The sequence below is a fragment of the Pseudomonas sp. 13B_3.2_Bac1 genome (genome assembly GCF_025466205.1).
Lineage (GTDB): Bacteria > Pseudomonadota > Gammaproteobacteria > Pseudomonadales > Pseudomonadaceae > Aquipseudomonas > Aquipseudomonas fluorescens_H.
This window is the reverse complement of record NZ_JANLOG010000069.1, coordinates 1-20,531: the sequence shown is the minus strand read 5'-3', so window position 1 is coordinate 20,531 and position 20,531 is coordinate 1. Positions and strand designations below refer to the sequence as shown.

The 20,531-nt window shown below is 61.4% G+C and carries 10 protein-coding genes; 1 reads left to right on the top strand and 9 read right to left on the bottom strand.

The window, feature by feature from the left end:
• Nucleotides 1-18 precede the first annotated feature (18 nt).
• The 9 genes from NTD85_RS10345 to NTD85_RS10305 all read right to left on the bottom strand — a co-directional run bounded on the left by NTD85_RS10345 (nucleotide 19) and on the right by NTD85_RS10305 (nucleotide 11,830).
• Nucleotides 19-1,557 (bottom strand): MFS transporter, encoded by a 1,539-nt coding sequence (locus NTD85_RS10345; protein ID WP_003220460.1) that lies wholly within the window; start codon nucleotides 1,555-1,557, stop codon nucleotides 19-21.
• 213 nt (nucleotides 1,558-1,770) lie between these two features.
• Nucleotides 1,771-2,688 (bottom strand): LysR family transcriptional regulator, encoded by a 918-nt coding sequence (locus NTD85_RS10340; protein ID WP_103486188.1) that lies wholly within the window; start codon nucleotides 2,686-2,688, stop codon nucleotides 1,771-1,773.
• 174 nt (nucleotides 2,689-2,862) lie between these two features.
• Nucleotides 2,863-3,729, bottom strand: a complete 867-nt coding sequence (locus tag NTD85_RS10335; protein WP_226499739.1) for an ABC transporter permease — start codon at nucleotides 3,727-3,729, stop codon at nucleotides 2,863-2,865.
• 20 nt (nucleotides 3,730-3,749) lie between these two features.
• Entirely contained in the window at nucleotides 3,750-4,610 is an 861-nt protein-coding gene (locus tag NTD85_RS10330; RefSeq protein WP_262142074.1) for an ABC transporter ATP-binding protein, read from the bottom strand.
• A gap of 5 nt (nucleotides 4,611-4,615) precedes the next feature.
• Nucleotides 4,616-5,641, bottom strand: a complete 1,026-nt coding sequence (locus tag NTD85_RS10325) for an ABC transporter substrate-binding protein (protein WP_098966545.1) — start codon at nucleotides 5,639-5,641, stop codon at nucleotides 4,616-4,618.
• Nucleotides 5,642-5,659: 18 nt separating this feature from the next.
• The gene (locus NTD85_RS10320; RefSeq protein WP_003220456.1) at nucleotides 5,660-6,556 is read right to left on the bottom strand and encodes a TauD/TfdA dioxygenase family protein; all 897 of its coding nucleotides are present in this window, start codon (nucleotides 6,554-6,556) and stop codon (nucleotides 5,660-5,662) included.
• Nucleotides 6,557-6,929: 373 nt separating this feature from the next.
• Nucleotides 6,930-8,297, bottom strand: a complete 1,368-nt coding sequence (locus NTD85_RS10315) for an HlyD family type I secretion periplasmic adaptor subunit (protein WP_003220455.1) — start codon at nucleotides 8,295-8,297, stop codon at nucleotides 6,930-6,932.
• Nucleotides 8,287-10,443 (bottom strand): type I secretion system permease/ATPase, encoded by a 2,157-nt coding sequence (locus tag NTD85_RS10310; protein WP_003220454.1) that lies wholly within the window; start codon nucleotides 10,441-10,443, stop codon nucleotides 8,287-8,289. Before NTD85_RS10310 ends, NTD85_RS10315 begins: the two co-directional genes overlap by 11 nt.
• Nucleotides 10,444-10,477: 34 nt before the next feature.
• Nucleotides 10,478-11,830 carry a TolC family outer membrane protein gene (locus tag NTD85_RS10305; protein ID WP_003220452.1) on the bottom strand — a complete coding sequence of 451 codons (1,353 nt, stop codon included), beginning with the start codon at nucleotides 11,828-11,830 and terminating at the stop codon, nucleotides 10,478-10,480.
• 358 nt (nucleotides 11,831-12,188) lie between these two features.
• Between NTD85_RS10305 and NTD85_RS10300 the strand changes: the two genes are divergently transcribed.
• Nucleotides 12,189-20,531, top strand: an 8,343-nt coding sequence (locus NTD85_RS10300; RefSeq protein WP_262142073.1) for a retention module-containing protein, incomplete at its 3' end; no start/stop codon positions are given.

Here is a 20,531-nt window from a genome sequence, read left to right as displayed (position 1 = left end):
TCGGTATCAGTGAAGCAATCAGGTCGGCGCACGGGGCGGAAAGATCCGCGTCGGCAGCCAGAAAATCAGCAGGATCAGCGCCACCGCGACGCCGGCCATGCACACATAGAGATCAGAGGAAGTCAGCACCACGGCCTGTTCGTGCAGGCGATGGGCGAGGCCCGGATCGCTGCGATCGGCCAACGGTGAATTGCCGAGGCTGTCGATCAACATGGTCGAGTGGAAATGCAGGCGCGCGGTGGTCAGCGCCTCAATGACTCCGGTGGCGATCACCGCCGCCAGGCCTTTCACCGTGTTGAACCACGCCGAGGCAAACGGCCCGTCCTGCGGCTGGATGCTGCCGGTCGACAACATCAACAGCGGCAGTACCGACATCGGCTGACCGAAGATCTGCAGCCATTGCAGGACGTAGAAATTGTCGCGGATCCACTCCGAGGTCAGCAGCGAGCCGCCCAGGCAGGACAGGGTCAACATGCTCAAACCAATGCCAAGCACCCAACGGCAATCGACCCAGCGCAGGTTGCACAGCGCCGCCACCAGCGGCAGCGCGATCAGTTGCGGCAACGCGGCGATCAGCATGATCGGCGCGGTCTGCACCGGGCGATAACCCTGGACCTGCGCCAGATAGCTCGACGGAATCAGCACCACCGCCTGCAACACCACCAGCACCCCGGCCAGGGTCATCAGGGCGAACGCCAGGTTGCGGATGCCGAGCATCTGCAACTTGAAGAACGGAATCGGCTGCGACCACTCATTGATCAGAAACGCCACCAGCAACAGCGAGCCGGCGCCGAGCAAACCGCAGATCAGGCTCGACTCGAACCAGTCCAGCCGATTGCCTTGCAGCAAGCCGATCACCAGCATGCAGATCGCCGGAAAGCCCAGCAGCAGGCCTTTCCAGTTGAATGTCTTGAGACGTTCCAGGCGCAGCGGATCCTGCGGAATCCCCCAAGCGACCATCGCCATGGCGATCAGGCACGGCACAATGATTTGCCAGAACGTCCACTGCCAGCCGACGTACTCGCTCCACAGCCCGGCCAGCGGCGTGCCGAGGCCCGGGCCGAACGTCGCCGTCAACGCATAACCGGCCAAACCATAGAGCTTGAAGTTGGCCGGCAGAAAACGCAGGGCGACGGTCATCAGCATCGGCGGCAACGCGCCGCCAGCCAGACCTTGAAGGGTGCGCATCAGCAGCAGGCTTTCGTAATTCGGGGCGAATGGGCACAGCACGCCGAGCAGGGTAAAGACGCTGATCATGCATAGGGTGAAACGGCGCAGCGAAAAGGTCACCGAGCACCAAGGGGCGAATGCCATCGCGGCGACCGAGGTCGCGGTGTAGCAGGCAACCAGCCACGTGCCTTCGTCGTAACCGATATGCAGCGCGCCACGGATGTCGGCCAGCGCGACCTTGGTCACCATCTCGTTGAGGCCCGAGACCAGCACCGCCAGCAGCACGCCGACCAGGCCCGTGATGATCCGCGCCCCGAATACCGGTGGCGCGGCCGCCGTCGCCGGACTGGCCGCAGCGAGGGGCGCCGGGACCGACAGGGATGTCATGGATTCAAACTCCGGAGGAAAAATACCGGAGCATTTTAGTAAGGCTTACTGCTGACGAAAATTGACTTATTGGCAGGTTATAAGTGCGCTCAGTGCAGCAATGAATATCCAATGTGGGAGCGGGCTTGCTCGCGAAAGCGGTGGGTCATTCAACCTATGCATTGCCTGACACGACGCCTTCGGGAGCAAGCCCCCTCCTACATTGATTCGGTGTCAGGGCTGTGCGGCCAGCCAGGTTTCGTCACAACACGCCTTGAGCGTTTCACGCAGCCAGCGGTGCGCCGGGTCCTTGTCGAAGCGCGGATGCCAGGCCTGGGTCAGCATCAGCGTCGGCAACGGAATCGGCAGATTGAACGAGCGCAGCTTCAGGCCCAATCGGCGCACGCTGAGCAATGCTTCCTTGGGCACCGGCAAGATCAGGTCGGAATCCGGCAAGGCAAACATCGCCGCGTGGAAACTCGGCGCGATCACCGCCACCCGCCGCTCCAGGCCCAGTGCATTCAGCGCGGTGTCGATGGGGCCGCGAGCAATGCCACGGCGCGACATGCTGATATGCGAGTAACCGGCATAACGCTCGGCGGTGATCTCGCCGTCGAGCAACGGATGATCTTCCCGCACCAGACCGACGAAATGCGTGGAAAACAGGTTCTGCACTTTGACCTCCGGGGACACCGGACGGGTGTTGCTGACACTCAGATCAATCCGTCCTTCGCGCAGCGCTTCGTCGTCACCATCGCCCTCGGGGACGAAGCGCAACTCGCAGTGCGGCGCCTGCTGGTCGAGGGTATCGAACAGCTTGCCGCCATACACGCCGATGAAAAAGTCGTTGGCGCGGATGCTGAAGCGCCGGCGCAACGTGCCCAGATCCACGCTGTCGGCGGAGCGAAACAGCAGCGCCGCCTGCTCGACCACATCGCGCACTTGCTCACGCAGCTCCAGCGCCTTGGGAGTTGGCACCAGGCCGCGACCGGCGCGCACCAGGATCGGATCGCCGATCGCCTCGCGGATTCGCGTCAGGGTGCGGCTCATGGCAGCGGGACTGAGGTTCATCCGCCGCGCGGCGCCAACCACACTGCCCTCGTCGAGCAAGGCGTCGAGGGCGACCAGAAGGTTCATGTCCGGGAGTTGCATGCAGAGCACTCGTGGCTGATCTGGATTGATCTGGGTGCAATGCTAGCAAACATCCTTGAAACCGGTGGCGCATGAACCGACGCCTTCGCGAGCAAGCCCGCTCCAACAGGAGAAACGCATTCCAAAATGTGGGAGCGGGCTTGCTCGCGAAGGGGCCAGGGGGAACACCACAAATTACCGCTGCATACCCCAGCGCTTGACTGTCACCCGCTCCAGCGTATCGAACACCAGATTCTCCACCAGCAACCCGATCAGGATCACCACCGCCAACCCGGCGAACACCTTGTCGGTGTACAGCTCGTTGCGGTTCTGGAAGATGTACCAGCCCAACCCGCCCTTGCCGCTGGTGGCGCCGAACACCAGTTCGGCGGCGATCAGCGTGCGCCAGGCAAACGCCCAGCCGATTTTCAGCCCGGCGAGGATCGACGGCAGCGCTGCCGGAATCAGAATGAACAGCACAAAACGCATGCCCTTCAGCCCGTAATTGCGCCCGGCCATGCGCAAGGTTTCCGAAACGCCGAGAAAGCCTGCGTAAGTGTTCAGCGCCAGCGCCCACAACACCGAATGCACCAGCACGAAAATCAGGCTGTTCTGCCCCAGCCCGAACCAGAGCAAGGCCAGCGGCAGCAAGGCAATCGCCGGCAGCGGGTTGAACATCGAGGTCAGGGTGCTCAGCAGGTCGCGACCAAACTGCGTCGACACCGCCAGCGTGGTCAGGGCGAATGCCAGCACGATGCCGATCAGGTAACCCTTGATCAGCACCACCAACGATATCCACACCTTGCCCAGCAACTCGCCGCTGAGCAGGCCGTCATACAGCGCATGACTGGTCTGCAGAAAGCTCGGCAGCAGCAGGTCGTTGTTCTGCACCCGGGCGATGACTTCCCAGAGAACCGCCAGCAGAATCAGGATCACACTCTTACGCAACCAGCCCTGTTGCCACAGGCGTTGGCCTACAGGCAATTCGCGCTCGAGCGGTACGCTGGTCAATGGTTCAAGGACGGTTTCAAACTCTTGTCGTACAGACGATGGTTGGCTCATCGGGCAATCCTCCAGAACGCTCAATAAGCGATACGAATGTCGTTGAAGTCATGGTCGCGCTCGGTTTCCGGCGACTGGCCTTCATCGAACAGCAAACGGTGAATGCGCCGCGCCGACTCCTGAAACGCCACGCCGCCGAGGCTTTGCAGATCGTATTGATGGCTGTGCACTTCAGCGCGCACCCGCCCCGGATGTGGCGACAGCAGCAGGATGCGATTGCCGACCACCAGCGCCTCTTCGATCGAGTGGGTGACGAACAGCAAAGTGAAGCGCACCTCCTCCCAGAGCAGCAGCAATTCTTCCTGCATCTTGCGCCGGGTCAACGCGTCCAGCGCGGCGAACGGCTCGTCCATCAAGAGGATTTTCGGCTGCATCGCCAGCGCCCGGGCAATCGCCACCCGCGCCTTCATGCCGCCGGACAGGGTGTGCGGATAGGCATCGGCAAACGCCGCCAGACCGACTTTTTCCAGATAGTGCAGCGCGCGTTCTTCGGCCTCCTTTTTCTTCAGCGTGCGCGAGGCCAGCAGCGGAAACATTACGTTCTGTTTCACGGTTTTCCACGGCGGCAATTGATCGAATTCCTGAAACACCACGATCCGGTCCGGCCCCGGCGCATCGACGCGCTGGCCTTGCAGGCGGATCTCGCCTTCGCACGGCGCAATGAATCCGGCGACCGCTTTGAGCAAGGTGGATTTGCCGCAGCCGGACGGGCCGAGCAGGACGAAGCGGTCCGCCGGATCGATTTCGAAACTGACCTGATGGGTGGCGCGTACCACCCGTTGCGGGGTGCGGTATTCAAGGCTGACTTGGTCAACCGCCAACAGCGCCTGGCTGCTGGCGATCGGGTTGCTGGCCGCGTGGCCTTGCAAGGGGGCGTTCATCTCGATCAGCTCCCTTGCAGCGGTTTGGCGTCCTGGAAGAAGTAGTCCTTCCACGATTCCGGTTTGTTCTTGATCGCACCGACGCGGTAGAGGAATTCGGCCAGTGGATAAGTATTTTTCGGCGTGACGCTGAATTCGAATTGCGGGTTGTCGATGATTTTCAGCAACTCGGCGCGGTCGATCTTGGCCTTGGTCACGCGGATGTAAGTGTCCGCCGCCGCGCCCTTATCGTTCTGCGCAAATTGTGCGGCTTCGGTCAGCGCCTCGACGAAGGCTTTGTAGGTTTTCGGATTGTCGTTGCGGAATTTCTCGGTGGCGAACAGCACCGTCGGCGAGTTCGGGCCGAGGATGTCGTAGGAGTTGAGCACCACGTGCACATTCGGGTTCTGCAGCGCCTGATCCTGGAACGGTGGGTTGGAGAAGTGCCCGGTCAGTTCGGTGCCGCCGGCGATCAACGCAGCGGTCGCATCCGGGTGCGGGACGGCGATGGTGTACTTGTCGAGGCGATTGAATTCCTTGTCCCCCCACTGCTTGGCCGCCGCGTATTGGAGGAAGCGCGACTGCACCGAAACACCCACCGCCGGCACCGCAATGCGGTCTTTCTCGGTGAAATCGGCAATGGTTTTGACCTTGGGATTGTTGCTGACCAAGTAGTACGGGAAGTTGCCGAGCGAGGCCACGGCCTTGACGTTCTGCTTGCCGTGGGTGCGATCCCAGATGGTCAGCAGCGGGCCGACGCCGGCACCGGCAATGTCGATGGAACCGGACAACAGCGCATCGTTGACCGCGGCGCCGCCCGAGAGCTGCGTCCAGTCGACCTTGATGTCGAGGCCTTCCTGCTTGCCGTACTTCTCGATCAGGCCCTGATCGCGCACCACGTTGAGCAATAAATAGACAATCCCGAACTGTTCGGCGATGCGGATTTCACCTTCGGCGTGGGCCACGGTCGGCGCCACCAGGCTGCCGGCGATGAGGCTGAAACCGAGGCCAATGGCCGCCGCCAGCGGTGCAAATGGAAGACGTTTGGACATGATCGAATCTCCGGCAAATCAGAAAGGTGCGTCGCCCTGAATGGTCGTGCGATACAGCTTGCGGCGCAGGTGCGCGGGGCAGCCGGCGGCGAGGTGGATCAGCGAACGGTTGTCCCAGAACACCATGTCGTGGGGCTGCCACTGATGGCGGTAGATGTTTTGCGGCAGCACGCTGTGGGCGTAGAGCTCGGCCAGCAATTGCTGGCTCTCGTCCTCGGGCAGACCGACGATGCGAGTGGTGAAGCCTTCGCTGACGAACAACGCCTTGCGGCCGTTTTCCGGATGGGTGCGAACGATCGGGTGCACCACTTCGGCGACCTGCGCCAGTTGCTCCGGGGTCAGGGTCGGGCGCCAGTTGCCTTCGAATTTGGTCTCGCTGTAGCGCGCCGTATAGGAGTGCGCTGCCGAGCGCCCTTCCACGGCTTTGCGCAGCGCTTGCGGCAGGTTGTCCCAGGCTTTGTGCATGTCGGCGAACAGCGTGTCGCCGCCCTCGGAGGGCAGCTCCTGCGCGTGCAGCATCGAGCCGAGGCTCGGCAGTTCTTTATAGGACAGGTCGGAGTGCCAGAACTTGCCGGCGTCGCCCAGACCGATGTTCTGGCCGTTCTCGACGATGTTGGAAACGATGAGAATTTCCGGGTGATTGGCCAGCAGGAACTGCTTGAGCACGTGAATCTGCAACACGCCGAAACGACGGCTGAAATCGATCTGTTGTTGCGGGGTGATGCGCTGGTCGCGGAACACCACAACGTGGTGATCCAGGTGCGCACGGTGAATGCGCGCGAAGTCCTGATCGTTGACCGGCCGGGTCAGGTCCAGGCCGATGATCTCGGCACCGACGGCACCGCTGAACGGACGAATTTCAAAGCTTTGCGGCGCGGCAGTCGCGGCGCTTGGGGTGGCAGTAGCTGCGGACATCTTTCAATCTCCCACGCACGGCGCGCTCACAGGCGCGCACGTCGATCAGAAACTCACGCTGGATTGCGTGTTGGTTCAGGTCGTGCGGCGCGCCGATTGGTCGGCAGGTACGCAGGTGGCTGACTTTAAAGCTATAAGAACGGGAAATTAAATACCGTTAATGAATAACGATATGGCGGATGGTGAGGAATGGACTGGATGGTGAATGACGATTTGTGTCACTTACTGACAGGGATGTGGTGATTTTGCTGGCCCCTTCGCGAGCAAGCCCGCTCCCACAGTGGATCTCGGTCGAACACAGAACTGGTGTCCACTGAAGATCAAATGTGGGAGCGGGCTTGCTCGCGAAGGGGCCATGTGCCGCGCTGAAGACCTACCGCTCGTGCAACGCCTCGGCCCGCGCACGGATGATCGGCTTGAGCAAATAACTCAGCACCGACTTCTTGCCGGTGATGATATCCACCGACGCCACCATCCCCGGAATGATCAGCAACGGCTTTTCATCAGTGCCCAGGTGGCTGCGCTCGGTGCGGACCTTGATGATGTAGTAGGTGGTTTTCTTGTCTTCGTCGGTGATGGTGTCGGCACCGATCTGCTCCAGTTTGGCTTTCAGCCCGCCATAAATGGTGTAGTCGTACGCGGTGAATTTGACGATCGCTTCCTGCCCCGGATGCAGGAATGCAATGTCCTGCGGACGGATCTTGGCTTCGACCAGCAAGGTGTCATCCAGCGGCACGATTTCCACCATGTCGCTGCCCGGCTGGATCACGCCGCCGATGGTGTTGACCAGCAACTTGTTGACGATCCCGCGTACCGGCGAGGTGACCAGCGTCCGGCTGACCCGGTCTTCCAGGGCCTTGCCGGTGGCCTGGGCCTTGTTCAGATCGGTGCGGGCTTCGTTGAGCTGGGTCAGCGCATCGCTGCGGAATTTGCCGCGCGTCTCGTCGATCTTGCGTTGTACTTCCTTGATGGCCGATTCGGCGCGCGGAATCGCCAGCGTGGTGGCGTCGAGCTGACCGCGGGTCTCGACTTCGGCACGCTTGAGTCGCAGCACTTCTACCGGCGACACCGCGCCCTGCGCCACCAGCGGCTCGGACATGTTGATTTCCTGGCGTTGCAGGCCCAGTTGCTGGCGATATTGCGCCTGCTTGGAGGTAAATTCGCGCAGCTCTTGCTGACGCTGAATCAGCTGTTCCTGCAAACCGCCAATCTCGTCGTGCAATTGCTGGCGACGGCTGATGTACAACGATTCTTCGCTTTTCGCCTGACCCGGTACGGCTTTGAGCACGTCGTCCGGGAAATTCAGCGGACGGTCATCGACCTCGGCGCTCAGGCGTTCGACGCGCAGCAGCATCGACAGGCGATCAGCCTCGGTTTCGCCGACGTTGGAAGCAAACCGCGTGTCGTCGAGGCGAATCAGTGGCGCACCGGCCTCGACGATCTGACCTTCCTTGACGAACATTTCCGAGACAATCCCGCCCTCAAGGTTCTGGATTTTCTGGATCTTCGACGATGGAATCGCTTTGCCGTCGCCCTTGGTCACTTCGTCGATCACGGCGAAGTTGGCCCACAGCAGCAGGAACAGGAAGAAGCCGATGATTGCCCAGATAGTCAGGCGCACGACGCGCGGGGCGTCCTCGATCAGCGCCTTGTTGACCTCGGGCAGCGGCTGGCCCTGCAGCGAGGCAGAACCCTTGAAGTAGCGACGGATCGACTCTTTGACACCCGACTTAAGCAACACTGATCTGCCCCTTCTTCAACGCTTCCATCACGGCGGCTTTCGGGCCATCGGCGAGAATCTGTCCACGGTCGACCACCAGCAGGCGGTCGACCAGCGACAGCAGCGAGGCCCGGTGCGTCACCAGCACCACGGTCTTGTTTTCAACCACGGCAGCCAGACGTTGCTTGAGGCGTTCTTCGCCGGTGTTGTCCATGGCGCTGGTCGGTTCGTCGAGCAGCAGGATCGGCGGGTTGAGCAGCAGCGCCCGGGCCAGTGCAACGTTCTGCCTCTGGCCGCCGGACAGGTTCTGCCCGCGCTCGCCGACTTGCAGCTCGTAGCCTTGCGGATGCAGACGGGCGAATTCGTGGACGCCGGCCAGTTCAGCGGCTTGCAGCACCAGTTCGTCCTCTACATAGCGCGCGCCGGAGACCAGGTTGTCACGCAGGGTGCCGGCCAGCAGCTGGATGTCCTGCGGCACGTAGCCGATGTTGTAGCGCAACTCGCTGACGTCGATCTGGCGGATGTCGACGCCGTCCACCAGCAACGCGCCGTCGTCCGGCTGATACAGTCCCACCAGCAGTTTCGCCAGCGAACTCTTGCCTGAACCGCTGCGGCCGATGATGCCGATCTTCTCGCCGGGACGAATCACCAGGTTGATGTTCTTCAGCGCCGGGTTCTGTTGTTCCGGATAGGTGAAGTTCAGCTGACGGCACTCGATCGCGCCCTGCAGCACCTTGCGGCTCAGCGGACGTTCTTCGAAATTGCGCTCCTGCGGCAGCTCCATCATCTGGTCGACGGAAGTCATGGTCACCCGCGCCTGCTGGTAGCGGGTCAACAGACCGGACAGCGACGCCAGCGGGCTGAGCGCGCGGCCGCTGAGCATGTAGCAGGCAATCAGACCGCCCATGCTCAGGTTGCCGGCAATGATCTGGTACACGCCGAAGACGATCATGATCACCCCGGCCAGTTGCTGGATCAGCAGGGTGATATTCATCGCCAGACCGGAGAGCATTTTCACCCGCAGTTCGAGGCGGCTGAGGGTGCCGATGGTCTGTTCCCACTGGTACTGACGTTCGCTTTCGGCGTTGTTGACCTTGACCGCATCGAGGCCGGCGAGGGTTTCGATCAGACTCGACTGACGCTCGGCGCCGAGGGCCATGGTGCGTTCCATGGTCGCGACCAGCGGCTTCTGCAACGCGTAGCCGATCAACAGGGCAATCGGGAACGCCAGCACCGGAATCCACACCAGATGCCCGCCGAGAATGGCGATGACGATGAAGATCAGAATGGTGAACGGCAGATCGATCAGACTGGTCAGCGTCAGCGAGGCGAGGAAGTCGCGCAGGCTCTGAAATTCATGGATGTTCTGGGCGAAGCTGCCGACCCGTGCCGGGCGGTACTTCATGGCCATGCCGACGATACGCTCGAACAGCGTCGCGGAGATGATCAGGTCGGTTTTCTTGCCGGCCAGATCCAGGCACAGGCTGCGCAGGCTTTTGAGGATCAGGTCGAAAATGTAGGCACCAGTGATGCCCAGCGCCAGCACCCAGAGGGTCGCTTCGGCCTGGTTCGGCACCACTCGGTCGTAGACGTTCATCACGAACAGCGGCGCGGCCATGGCGATGATGTTGATCAGGAAACTCGCGGCGATCGCATCCGCATACAACCAGCGCGAACGCTTGAGGGTGTCGCGAAACCACGAGCGCGCACGCGGGATCAGCGTGCCGTGGTTGACGTCGAATTTGTGCTGCGGCTGGGCGAAAAACACTTTGCCGGTGTAGTCGTCGGCCAGCAGTTCGCGGCTGACCACTGATTCGCCGCCATCACTTTCGCTGAGCAGCACCCGTGCTTCATTTTCACCTTGCCAGCCGAGCAGGACAGCACTGCGGCCATCCTTGAGCAGCAACAACGCCGGCATGGCAATCGCCGGAATCTCTTCCAGCTTGCGTTGCAGCACCCGGCCCTGCAGCCCGGCGCGAGCCGCCGCACGCGGCAGCAGCTCGACACTCAGGCGTTGTTTGGGCAACGGCAGGCCGGTGGTCAGCATCGCCGCGCTGGCGGGCTTCTGGTGCAGCATGCAAAGGGCGAGCAGACCATCCAGCAACGGATCGTCGTGCAACGCGCGTGGATCATGACTGAGATGAACTCGACTGACTTCTGATTCCACGCTCGACACTCTTTAACAGTTGAAAAGGGATAACTCAGTTCATCCCGGGCAGCTGAACCTTGGGCTTCACGTCGTTCTGCACAACGGATGCCAATGGTGCGACCACTCCCTGGCTTTTGAGCAATTCGCCCATGGTCGCCTTGATTCGGTATTGAGTAAATAACTGAATGTTTTTGATTTCAGCCAGACGCCGCGAAGCGGTGAACAACTCGTTTTCGCTGTCGAGCAAATCGAGCAGGGTCCGCTCACCGAGGCTGAACTGACGCTGGTAGGCGGTGCGCACGGCGGTGCTGTGATCAACGTACTGCTGAGCAATCGGCACCTGGGCATTGGCGTTGTTCAGGGCGTTCCAGGCCAGGCCCAGTTCTTCGTTCAACTGACGCAGGGCGTTGTTGCGGATGTCCAGCGCCTGGTTCGACAGGTACGACTTGGATTCCAGATCGGCCTTGTTGCTGCCACCGGAGTACAGGTTGAAGCGCATGCGCAGCATGGCCTGCCACTCGTTGTTGTGGCCGTTCTGACCGTCGAGATCGTTGTCGGCAGTGCGACCCAGCTCGGCGTCGAAACGAGGGTAGAAGGTCGACTTGGCGGTTTCGTACTGCTTCTCGGCAGCGGCGATATCGGACTCGGCCGAACGCAGGATCGGGCTGTTTTCCAGCATTTGCTGGCGCGCTTCATTGAGGTTGACCGGCATCATCGCCATGAACGGCGCCGGACGCTCCAGCTGGTCAGGCATCTGGCCGACAGCGCTGAGGAAGTTGGTCTCGGAGTCGGCGAGGTTGGTCTGTTCGGTGATCAGGTTGTTGCGCGCCTGGGCCATCCGCGCTTCGGCTTGATCAAGGTCGGCGCCGCTGCCAACGCCGCGCTGGGTACGCAACTGGATCTGGTCGTAGATACGCTGGTGGCTCTTGAGGTTTTCCTCGGCCAGACGCACGAATTCGCGGCGGGTCAGCACGTCCAGGTACACCTGGGCGACGGTCAGCGCGGTGCGCTCGGAAGTGCCCAGCAGGGAGTAGGCGCGGGAGTTGACGGTGGCTTGTTGACGCCCGACTTCGCTGGACGTTGCAAAACCGTCAAAAACCATTTGCGAGAGACGTAAACTTGACTCGCCGCGGTTCAGGGTTTCCCAGTGATTGCCACCACCGTTGGCCCGCGTGGTCACGCTGTCGGTGCCCTCACGGCCATACCCGCCCAGCAGATCAACTTTGGGCAGGTATCCACCTTTTGCAGCCTTTAATTGATAATCCGCGGCCAAACGACTGTTGACCCCTGCCTGGATTTCCGGATGGACATCCAGTGCCTGTTGCATGGCTTCCGGTAAGGATTGTGCCTGGACGAAAGAGGCGGCGAGAGCGAACGGTAGAGCCTTGAACAAGTGCAAACGCATGGTAAAGATTTCCCAGGACTTCTTGTCTTGAATCACAGCAAAACGTACTGCTGCGTCGAATAATTGGCAACCGGAATGACCGTATGTCGGAAAGTTCAAAATAGGAACTGGATCACACGCTGAGGGACAGGTCGCCGCGGAAATATCAATGTGACATTAGTGGGGCGATTGTTTAGGATGGCACCCAGAAGGTCAATAGTTTGGCATAAAGTTAATAGCGAAAGAATCTAGCCAAATTTTTGACACAGAACAGCGTCAAACTTGATTAGCAAATTTTAAAAGTACGTCCAGACTGATTCGGCGCCGAAGCCATCAGGCTATGGAAGTCAACTGAACGTGACACCCCGGAGAGTCTTCAATGAGCAGTGTTGTTGCCATCGTCAAAAGCATTGTCGGTCAGGTATTCGTGGTCTCCCCCGAGGGTGTACGCCGCGTGCTCGTTGAAGGCGATCGCCTGTTCGTCGGCGACCAGATCGATACCGGCCTCTCCGGCGCCGTGTCACTGGAACTGGCCGATGGCCGCACCCTGGACCTGGGCCGCGAGACTCAGTGGAGCGCCAACGCGCCCGACTCCAGCACTGACCTGGCCGAGGCCACCGCGCAGGCCGCGCCGTCTGTAGCCGAGCTGCAGCAAGCCATCGCTGCCGGTGCCGACCCGACCACCGCCCTAGAAGCCACCGCTGCCGGCGCCACCGCCGCAGGCACTGGCGGCGCGGCAGGCGGCGGCCACAGCTTCGTGATGCTCGATGCCACCGCTGGCCGCGTCGACCCGACCATCGGCTTCCCGACTGCGGGCATCAACTCCGGCGCGCAAGCCGCGCAGAACATCACCGGTGGCCAGACCACCGACAGCACCGCCAACGCTCTGCGTGAGTCGACCCTGAGCCTCAGCGCCACGCCGACCATCACCGAAGCCGGCGGCGTGCTGGTGTACACCGCGACCCTGACCCAGGCGCCGCTGACCGACCTGACCATCACCCTGTCCAACGGCTCGGTGATCGTGATTCCGGCAGGTTCCACCAGCGGTACCGTCAACGTGCCGCTGGCACCGAACGACACCGTCTACAACGACCCGACCCAGATCAACGTGACCGTCACCGGCACCACCGGTGGCAACGGCATTACCGTCACCGTGCCGACTACTCCGGCCGTGACCCAGGTCACCGACACCATCGACACCACCACCGTTACTCTGACGGCGGGCAACAGCGTCACCGAAGGTGGCCAGATCACCTACACCGCGACCCTGACCAATCCGGCGCAGACGCCGGTTACCGTGACGCTGTCCAACGGTTCGACCATCACCATCGAAGCCGGCAAGACCACGGGCACCGTCAACGTGCCGACACCGCCGAACGACGTCTATAACAATGGCAGCACCGTCACCACCACCATCACCGGTGCTACCGGCGGCAACTTCGAAAACCTGGTGCCGAACACGACGCCGGCGGTGACCACCATCACCGACTCGATCGACACCACCAACCTGACCCTGACAGCCACCGGCAGCGTGGTTGAAGGCGGCCAGATCACCTACACCGCGACCCTGACCAACCCGGCGCAGACACCGGTTACCGTGACGCTGTCCAACGGTTCGACCATCACCATCGAAGCCGGCAAGACCACGGGCACCGTCAACGTGCCGACACCGCCGAACGACGTCTACAACAACGGCGGCACCATCAGCACCACCATCACCGGTGCTACCGGCGGCAACTTCGAAAACCTGGTGCCGAGCACGACGCCAGCGACCACAACCGTTACCGATTCCATCGACACCACCAATCTGTCGCTGAGTGCCACTGGCACCGTCGCTGAAGGCGGCTCGATCGTTTACACCGCAACCCTGACCAACCCGGCCGGCACCCCGGTGACCGTGACGTTGAGCAACGGCTCTGTCATCACCATCGAGGCCGGCAAAACCACCGGCACCGTGACCGTTCCGGCGCCAGCCGATGACGTCTATAAAGACGCCGGCAAGGTTGAAGTCAGCATCACTGGCACCACAGGTGGCAACTTTGAGAACCTGGTGCCGAGCACCGTTCCGGCCGTGACCGAAGTCACCGATACCATCGACACCTCGACCGTGAAACTGACTGCCGATACCTCGGTCGCTGAGGGCGGCACCGTCACTTACACCGCCACCGTAGGCGCGCCTGTTACCGGTTCGCCAGTGACCGTGACCCTGACCAACGGTCAGACCATCACCATCGAAGTGGGCAAAACCACCGGCACCGTGACCACCACTGCGCCGAACGATGCGCTGACTGGCAACCCACCGTTGACCAACGCCATCACCAATGTCAGTGGCGGTAACTACGAGAACCTCGTCGCCGACAAAACTCCGGTTTCGACCACCGTTACCGATACCGTCGACACCACCAACCTGTCGCTGAGCGCGACCGGTACCGTGGCTGAGGGCGGTTCGATCGTTTACACCGCGACGTTGACCAATGCTGCCGGCTCCCCGGTCACCGTGACTTTGAGCAACGGCGCCGTGATCACCATCGAAGCCGGCAAAACGACCGGTACCGTGACGGTCCCAGCGCCTGCCGATGACGTCTACAAAGATGCCGGCAAAGTCGAAGTCACCATCAACGGTGCAACCGGCGGCAACTTCGAAAATCTGGTACCAAGCACTGTCCCTGCAGTCACCGAAGTGACCGACACCATCGACACCTCGACGGTCAAACTGTCCGCTGACACCTCGGTCGCCGAGGGCGGCACCGTCACTTACACCGCCACCGTCGGTGCGCCCGTGACCGGTTCGCCAGTTGTCGTGACCCTGGCCAACGGCCAGTCCATCACCATCGAAGTGGGCAAAACCACCGGCACCGTGACCACCACCGCGCCGAACGATGCTCTGAATGGTCAGGCACCGCTGAGCAACTCGATCACCGGCGTGAGCGGTGGCAACTACGAAAACCTCGTAGCGGACAAAACCCCGGTCAGCACCACCGTAACCGACACTGTTGACACCACCAACCTGACGTTGAGCGCCACTGGCTCCGTCGCTGAAGGCGGTTCGATCGTTTACACCGCCACCCTGACCAACCCTGCCGGCACCCCGGTAACCGTGACGTTGAGCAATGGCTCCGTCATCACCATCGAGGCTGGCAAAACCACCGGCACTGTGACCGTTCCGGCGCCTGCCGATGACGTCTATAAAGACGCCGGCAAAGTCGAAGTCAGCATTACCGGTACAACCGGCGGTAACTTCGAGAATCTCGTTCCGAGCACTGTTCCGGCTGTCACCGAAGTGACCGATACCATCGACACTTCGACCGTCAAACTGACCGCTGATAACTCGGTGGCCGAAGGCGGCACCGTCACTTACACCGCTACGGTTGGTGCGCCTGTGACTGGTTCGCCGGTTGTTGTGACCCTGGCGAACGGTCAGACCATCACCATCGAAGTCGGCAAAACCACCGGCACTGTGACCACCACCGCGCCGAACGATGCGTTGAATGGTCACGAGCCGCTGACCAACGCGATCACGGATGTGAGCGGCGGCAATTACGAAAATCTGGTTGCGGACAAAACACCGGTTTCGACCAACGTCACCGACACCGTCGACACCACTAACCTGTCGCTGACTGCGACCGGCACCGTGGCTGAAGGCGGTTCGATCGTTTACACCGCGACCTTGACCAACCCGGCGGGTACGCCGGTGACCGTGACCTTGAGCAACGGCTCGGTGATCACCATTGAAGCCGGCAAAACTACTGGCACCGTAACGGTTCCAGCACCTGCCGATGACGTCTATAAAGACGCCGGCAAAGTCGAAGTCAGCATCACCGGTACCACCGGCGGTAACTTCGAAAACCTCGTTCCGAGCACTGTTCCGGCTGTCACCGAAGTAACTGACACCATCGATACTTCGACCGTCAAATTGACCGCCGATACCTCGGTGGCCGAAGGCGGCACCGTCACTTACACCGCTACGGTTGGTGCGCCTGTGACTGGTTCGCCGGTTGTTGTGACCCTGGCCAACGGCCAGACCATCACTATCGAAGTGGGCAAAACCACTGGCACCGTGACCACCACCGCGCCGAACGATGCCTTGAACGGTCATGAACCACTGACCAACGCGATCACCGACGTGAGCGGCGGCAACTACGAAAACCTCGTCGCCGACAAAACCCCGGTCAGCACCACCGTGACCGACACCGTCGACACCACCAACCTGTCGCTGACTGCGACCGGCACCGTGGCCGAAGGCGGTTCGATCGTCTACACCGCGACCCTGACCAATCCGGCTGGCACTCCGGTGACCGTGACCTTGAGCAACGGCTCGGTGATCACCATTGAAGCCGGCAAAACCACTGGCACCGTGACCGTTCCAGCTCCGGCCGATGACGTCTACAAAGATGCCGGCAAGGTTGAAGTGACCATCAAGGATGCGTCCGGCGGCAACTTCGAGAACCTCGTTCCGAGCACCGTTCCGGCGGTGACTGAAGTTACTGACACCATCGATACGTCAACCGTGAAGCTGAGCGCCGATACCTCGGTCGCTGAAGGCGGCACTGTCACTTACACCGCTACAGTTGGCGCGCCGGTCACCGGCTCGCCTGTGGTCGTGACTCTGGCGAACGGCCAGACCATCACCATCGAAGTCGGCAAAACCACCGGCACCGTCACCACCACCGCGCCGAACGATGCGTTGAACGGTCATGAACCGCTCACCAACGCGATCACCGACGTGAGCGGTGGCAACTACGAAAACCTCGTCGCCGACAAGACCCCGGTTTCGACCACCGTCACCGACACCATCGACACCACTAACCTGACGTTGAGCGCAACAGGTTCCGTCGCTGAAGGCGGTTCGATCGTTTATACCGCAACCCTGACCAATCCGGCGGGCACTCCGGTAACCGTGACCCTGAGCAACGGCTCCGTCATCACCATCGAAGCCGGCAAAACCATCGGCACCGTGACCGTTCCAGCGCCAGCCGATGACGTCTACAAGGACGCCGGCAAGGTTGAAGTGACCATCAAGGATGCTGCGGGCGGCAATTTCGAGAATCTGGTGCCAAGCACCGTTCCGGCCGTAACCGAAGTCACCGACACTATCGATACCACCTCGGTCAAACTGACCGCGACCGAGTCCGCTGCTGAAGGTGACACCGTCACCTACACCGCTACCGTTGGCGCTCCAGTGACCGGTTCGCCAGTCGTGGTGACCCTGGCCAATGGTCAGAACATCACCATCGAAGTGGGTAAAACCACTGGCACCGTGACCACCACCGCGCCGAACGACGCGCTGACCGGTCACGAACCGCTGACCAACTCGATCACCGGCGTAACCGGCGGCAACTACGAAAACCTGGTGGCCGACAAAACGCCGGTCAGCACCACCGTCACCGACACCGTCGACACGACCAATCTGTCCCTGAGCGCCACCAACTCGGTCGCCGAGGGCGGTTCGATCACCTACACCGCGACCCTGACCAATGCGGCCGGCACCCCGGTGACCGTGACCCTGTCCAACGGTTCGGTGATCACCATCGAAGCGGGCAAGACCACTGGCACCGTAACCGTTCCAGCGCCTGCCGATGACGTCTACAAAGACGCCGGCAAAGTCGAAGTCACAATCAAGGATGCTGCGGGCGGCAATTTCGAGAATCTGGTGCCAAGCACCGTACCGGCCGTAACCGAAGTCACCGACACAATCGACACCACGTCGGTGAAACTGACCGCGACCGAGTCCGCTGCTGAAGGCGGCACGGTCACCTACACCGCTACCGTTGGTGCACCAGTGACCGGTTCGCCAGTCGTGGTGACCCTGGCCAATGGTCAGAACATCACCATCGAAGTCGGCAAGACCACCGGCACCGTGACCACCACCGCGCCGAACGACGCGCTGACCGGTCACGAACCGCTGACCAACTCGATCACCGGCGTAACCGGCGGCAACTACGAAAACCTCGTGGCCGACAAAACCCCGGTCAGCACCACCGTCACCGACACCGTCGACACGACCAATCTGTCCCTGAGCGCCACCAACTCGGTCGCCGAGGGTGGTTCGATCACCTACACCGCGACCCTGACCAATGCGGCCGGCTCGCCAGTGACCGTGACCCTGTCCAACGGCTCCGTCATTACCATCGAAGCCGGTAAAACCACCGGCACTGTGACCGTTCCAGCGCCTGCCGATGACGTCTACAAGGACGCGGGCAAAGTTGAAGTGACCATCAAGGATGCGTCCGGTGGCAACTTCGAAAACCTCGTCCCGAGCACTGTTCCGGCGGTGACTGAAGTCACTGACACCATCGATACGTCGACCGTCAAACTGACCGCGACCGAGTCGGCCGCTGAAGGTGGCACCGTCACCTACACCGCTACCGTTGGCGCGCCGGTCACCGGTTCGCCAGTCGTGGTGACCCTGGCCAATGGTCAGAACATCACCATCGAAGTCGGCAAGACCACCGGCACCGTGACCACCACCGCACCGAACGACGCGCTGAACGGTCATGCACCGCTGACCAACTCGATCACCGGCGTAACCGGCGGCAATTACGAGAATCTGGTCGCCGATAAAACCCCGGTTTCGACCACCGTCACCGACACCATCGACACCACCAACCTGTCGCTGACTGCGACCGGCACCGTGGCTGAGGGCGGTTCGATCGTCTACACCGCAACCCTGACCAACCCGGCCGGTACTCCGGTGACCGTGACCCTGAGCAACGGCTCCGTCATCACCATCGAAGCCGGCAAAACCATCGGCACCGTGACCGTTCCAGCCCCTGCCGATGACGTCTACAAAGACGCCGGCAAAGTCGAAGTCACGATCAAGGATGCTGCGGGCGGCAACTTCGAGAACCTGGTGCCAAGCACCGTTCCGGCCGTGACCGAGGTCACCGACACCATCGATACTTCTACCGTCAAACTGACGGCCGATACGTCGGTCGCAGAGGGCGGCACGGTTACCTACACCGCCACGGTCGGTGCGCCAGTGACCGGCTCACCTGTGGTCGTGACCCTGGCGAACGGCCAGAGCATCACCATCGAAGTCGGCAAAACCACCGGCACCGTCACCACCACCGCGCCGAACGATGCGTTGAACGGTCACGAGCCGCTAAACAACTCGATCACCAACGTCAGCGGCGGCAACTACGAAAACCTCGTAGCGGACAAAACGCCGGTCAGCACCACCGTCACCGACACCGTCGACACCACCAACCTGTCGCTGAGCGCGACCCCGGCGGTGAACGAAGGCGGCCAGATCACCTACACCGCCACCCTGACCAACGCCGCCGGCACCCCGGTGACCGTGACGTTGAGCAATGGCGCGGTCATCACCATCGAGGCCGGCAAAACTTCCGGCACCGTGACCGTCGATGCACCAAAGGATGACGTCTACAAGGACGCCGGTACCGTTGAAGCGACCATCAAGGGCGCGACCGGTGGCGACTTCGAAAATCTGGTGACCAGCAACACTCCGGCGGTGACCACCGTCAACGACACCATCGACACCTCCACCGTGTCGCTGACTGCCACCGCCAACGTCGCCGAAGGCGAAACCGTGGTTTACACCGCGAGCGTGACCGCACCAGTAACCGGCTCGCCAGTCGTGGTCACCCTGTCCAACGGCCAGACCATCACCATCGCCGTCGGTGAGACCACCGGCAGCGTGAATTTCGTTGCGCCGAACAGCCCATTGGCGGGCGGCAGCTCGCTGAGCGTCGCCATCGACAAGGTTGCCGGCGGCAACTATGAAAACCTGGTGGCCGACAAGACACCGGCTAACACCGCAGTTTCTGACACTGTCGACACCACCAACCTGAACCTGACCGCCAGCGACTCGGTGGCTGAAGGTGGTTCAATTGTTTACACCGCGACACTGACCAACCCGGCTGGAACCCCGGTGACCGTGACGCTGAGCAACGGCGCTGTCATCACCATCGAGGCCGGCAAAACCACCGGCACCGTGACTGTTCCGGCTCCGGCTGACGACGTGTACAAAGACGCGGGTAAAGTCGAAGCGACCATTTCCACCGCTACCGGTGGCAACTTCGAAAACCTGGTGCCGAGCACTGTTCCTGCAGTCACCAACGTTACCGATACCATCGACACCACTACGGTCAAACTGACCGCGACCGAATCGGCTGCGGAAGGTGGCACCGTCACTTACACCGCGACTGTCGGCGCGCCAGTGACTGGCTCGCCGGTCGTGGTGACCTTGGCCAATGGTCAGAACATCACCATTGAGGTGGGTAAAACCACTGGCACCGTGACTACCACTGCGCCGAACGATGCGTTGACCGGCCACGCGCCGCTGACCAACGCCATCACCGACGTCAGCGGCGGTAACTACGAAAACCTCGTGGCGGATAAAACGCCGGTGTCGACCAATGTCACCGACACCGTCGACACCACCAATCTGTCGCTCAGTGCCACTGGCACCGTGGCTGAAGGTGGTTCGATCGTTTACACCGCAACCCTGACCAACGCGGCTGGCTCGCCAGTCACCGTGACCTTGTCAAACGGCGCTGTGATCACTATCGAGGCTGGTAAAACTTCTGGCACCGTGACCGTTCCTGCTCCGGCGGATGACGTTTACAAAGACGCGGGCAAAGTCGAAGCGACCATTTCCAACGCTACCGGTGGCAACTTCGAGAACCTGGTGCCAAGCACCGTTCCTGCGGTCACCAACGTTACCGATACCATCGACACCACCACGGTCAAACTCACCGCA

Coding starts and splice junctions, on each gene's coding strand:
- NTD85_RS10345 (WP_003220460.1), bottom strand. CDS start 1,557: ATGACATCCCTGTCGGTCCCGGCGCCCCTCGCTGCGGCCAGTCCGGCG.
- NTD85_RS10340 (WP_103486188.1), bottom strand. CDS start 2,688: ATGCAACTCCCGGACATGAACCTTCTGGTCGCCCTCGACGCCTTGCTC.
- NTD85_RS10335 (WP_226499739.1), bottom strand. CDS start 3,729: ATGAGCCAACCATCGTCTGTACGACAAGAGTTTGAAACCGTCCTTGAA.
- NTD85_RS10330 (WP_262142074.1), bottom strand. CDS start 4,610: ATGAACGCCCCCTTGCAAGGCCACGCGGCCAGCAACCCGATCGCCAGC.
- NTD85_RS10325 (WP_098966545.1), bottom strand. CDS start 5,641: ATGTCCAAACGTCTTCCATTTGCACCGCTGGCGGCGGCCATTGGCCTC.
- NTD85_RS10320 (WP_003220456.1), bottom strand. CDS start 6,556: ATGTCCGCAGCTACTGCCACCCCAAGCGCCGCGACTGCCGCGCCGCAA.
- NTD85_RS10305 (WP_003220452.1), bottom strand. CDS start 11,830: ATGCGTTTGCACTTGTTCAAGGCTCTACCGTTCGCTCTCGCCGCCTCT.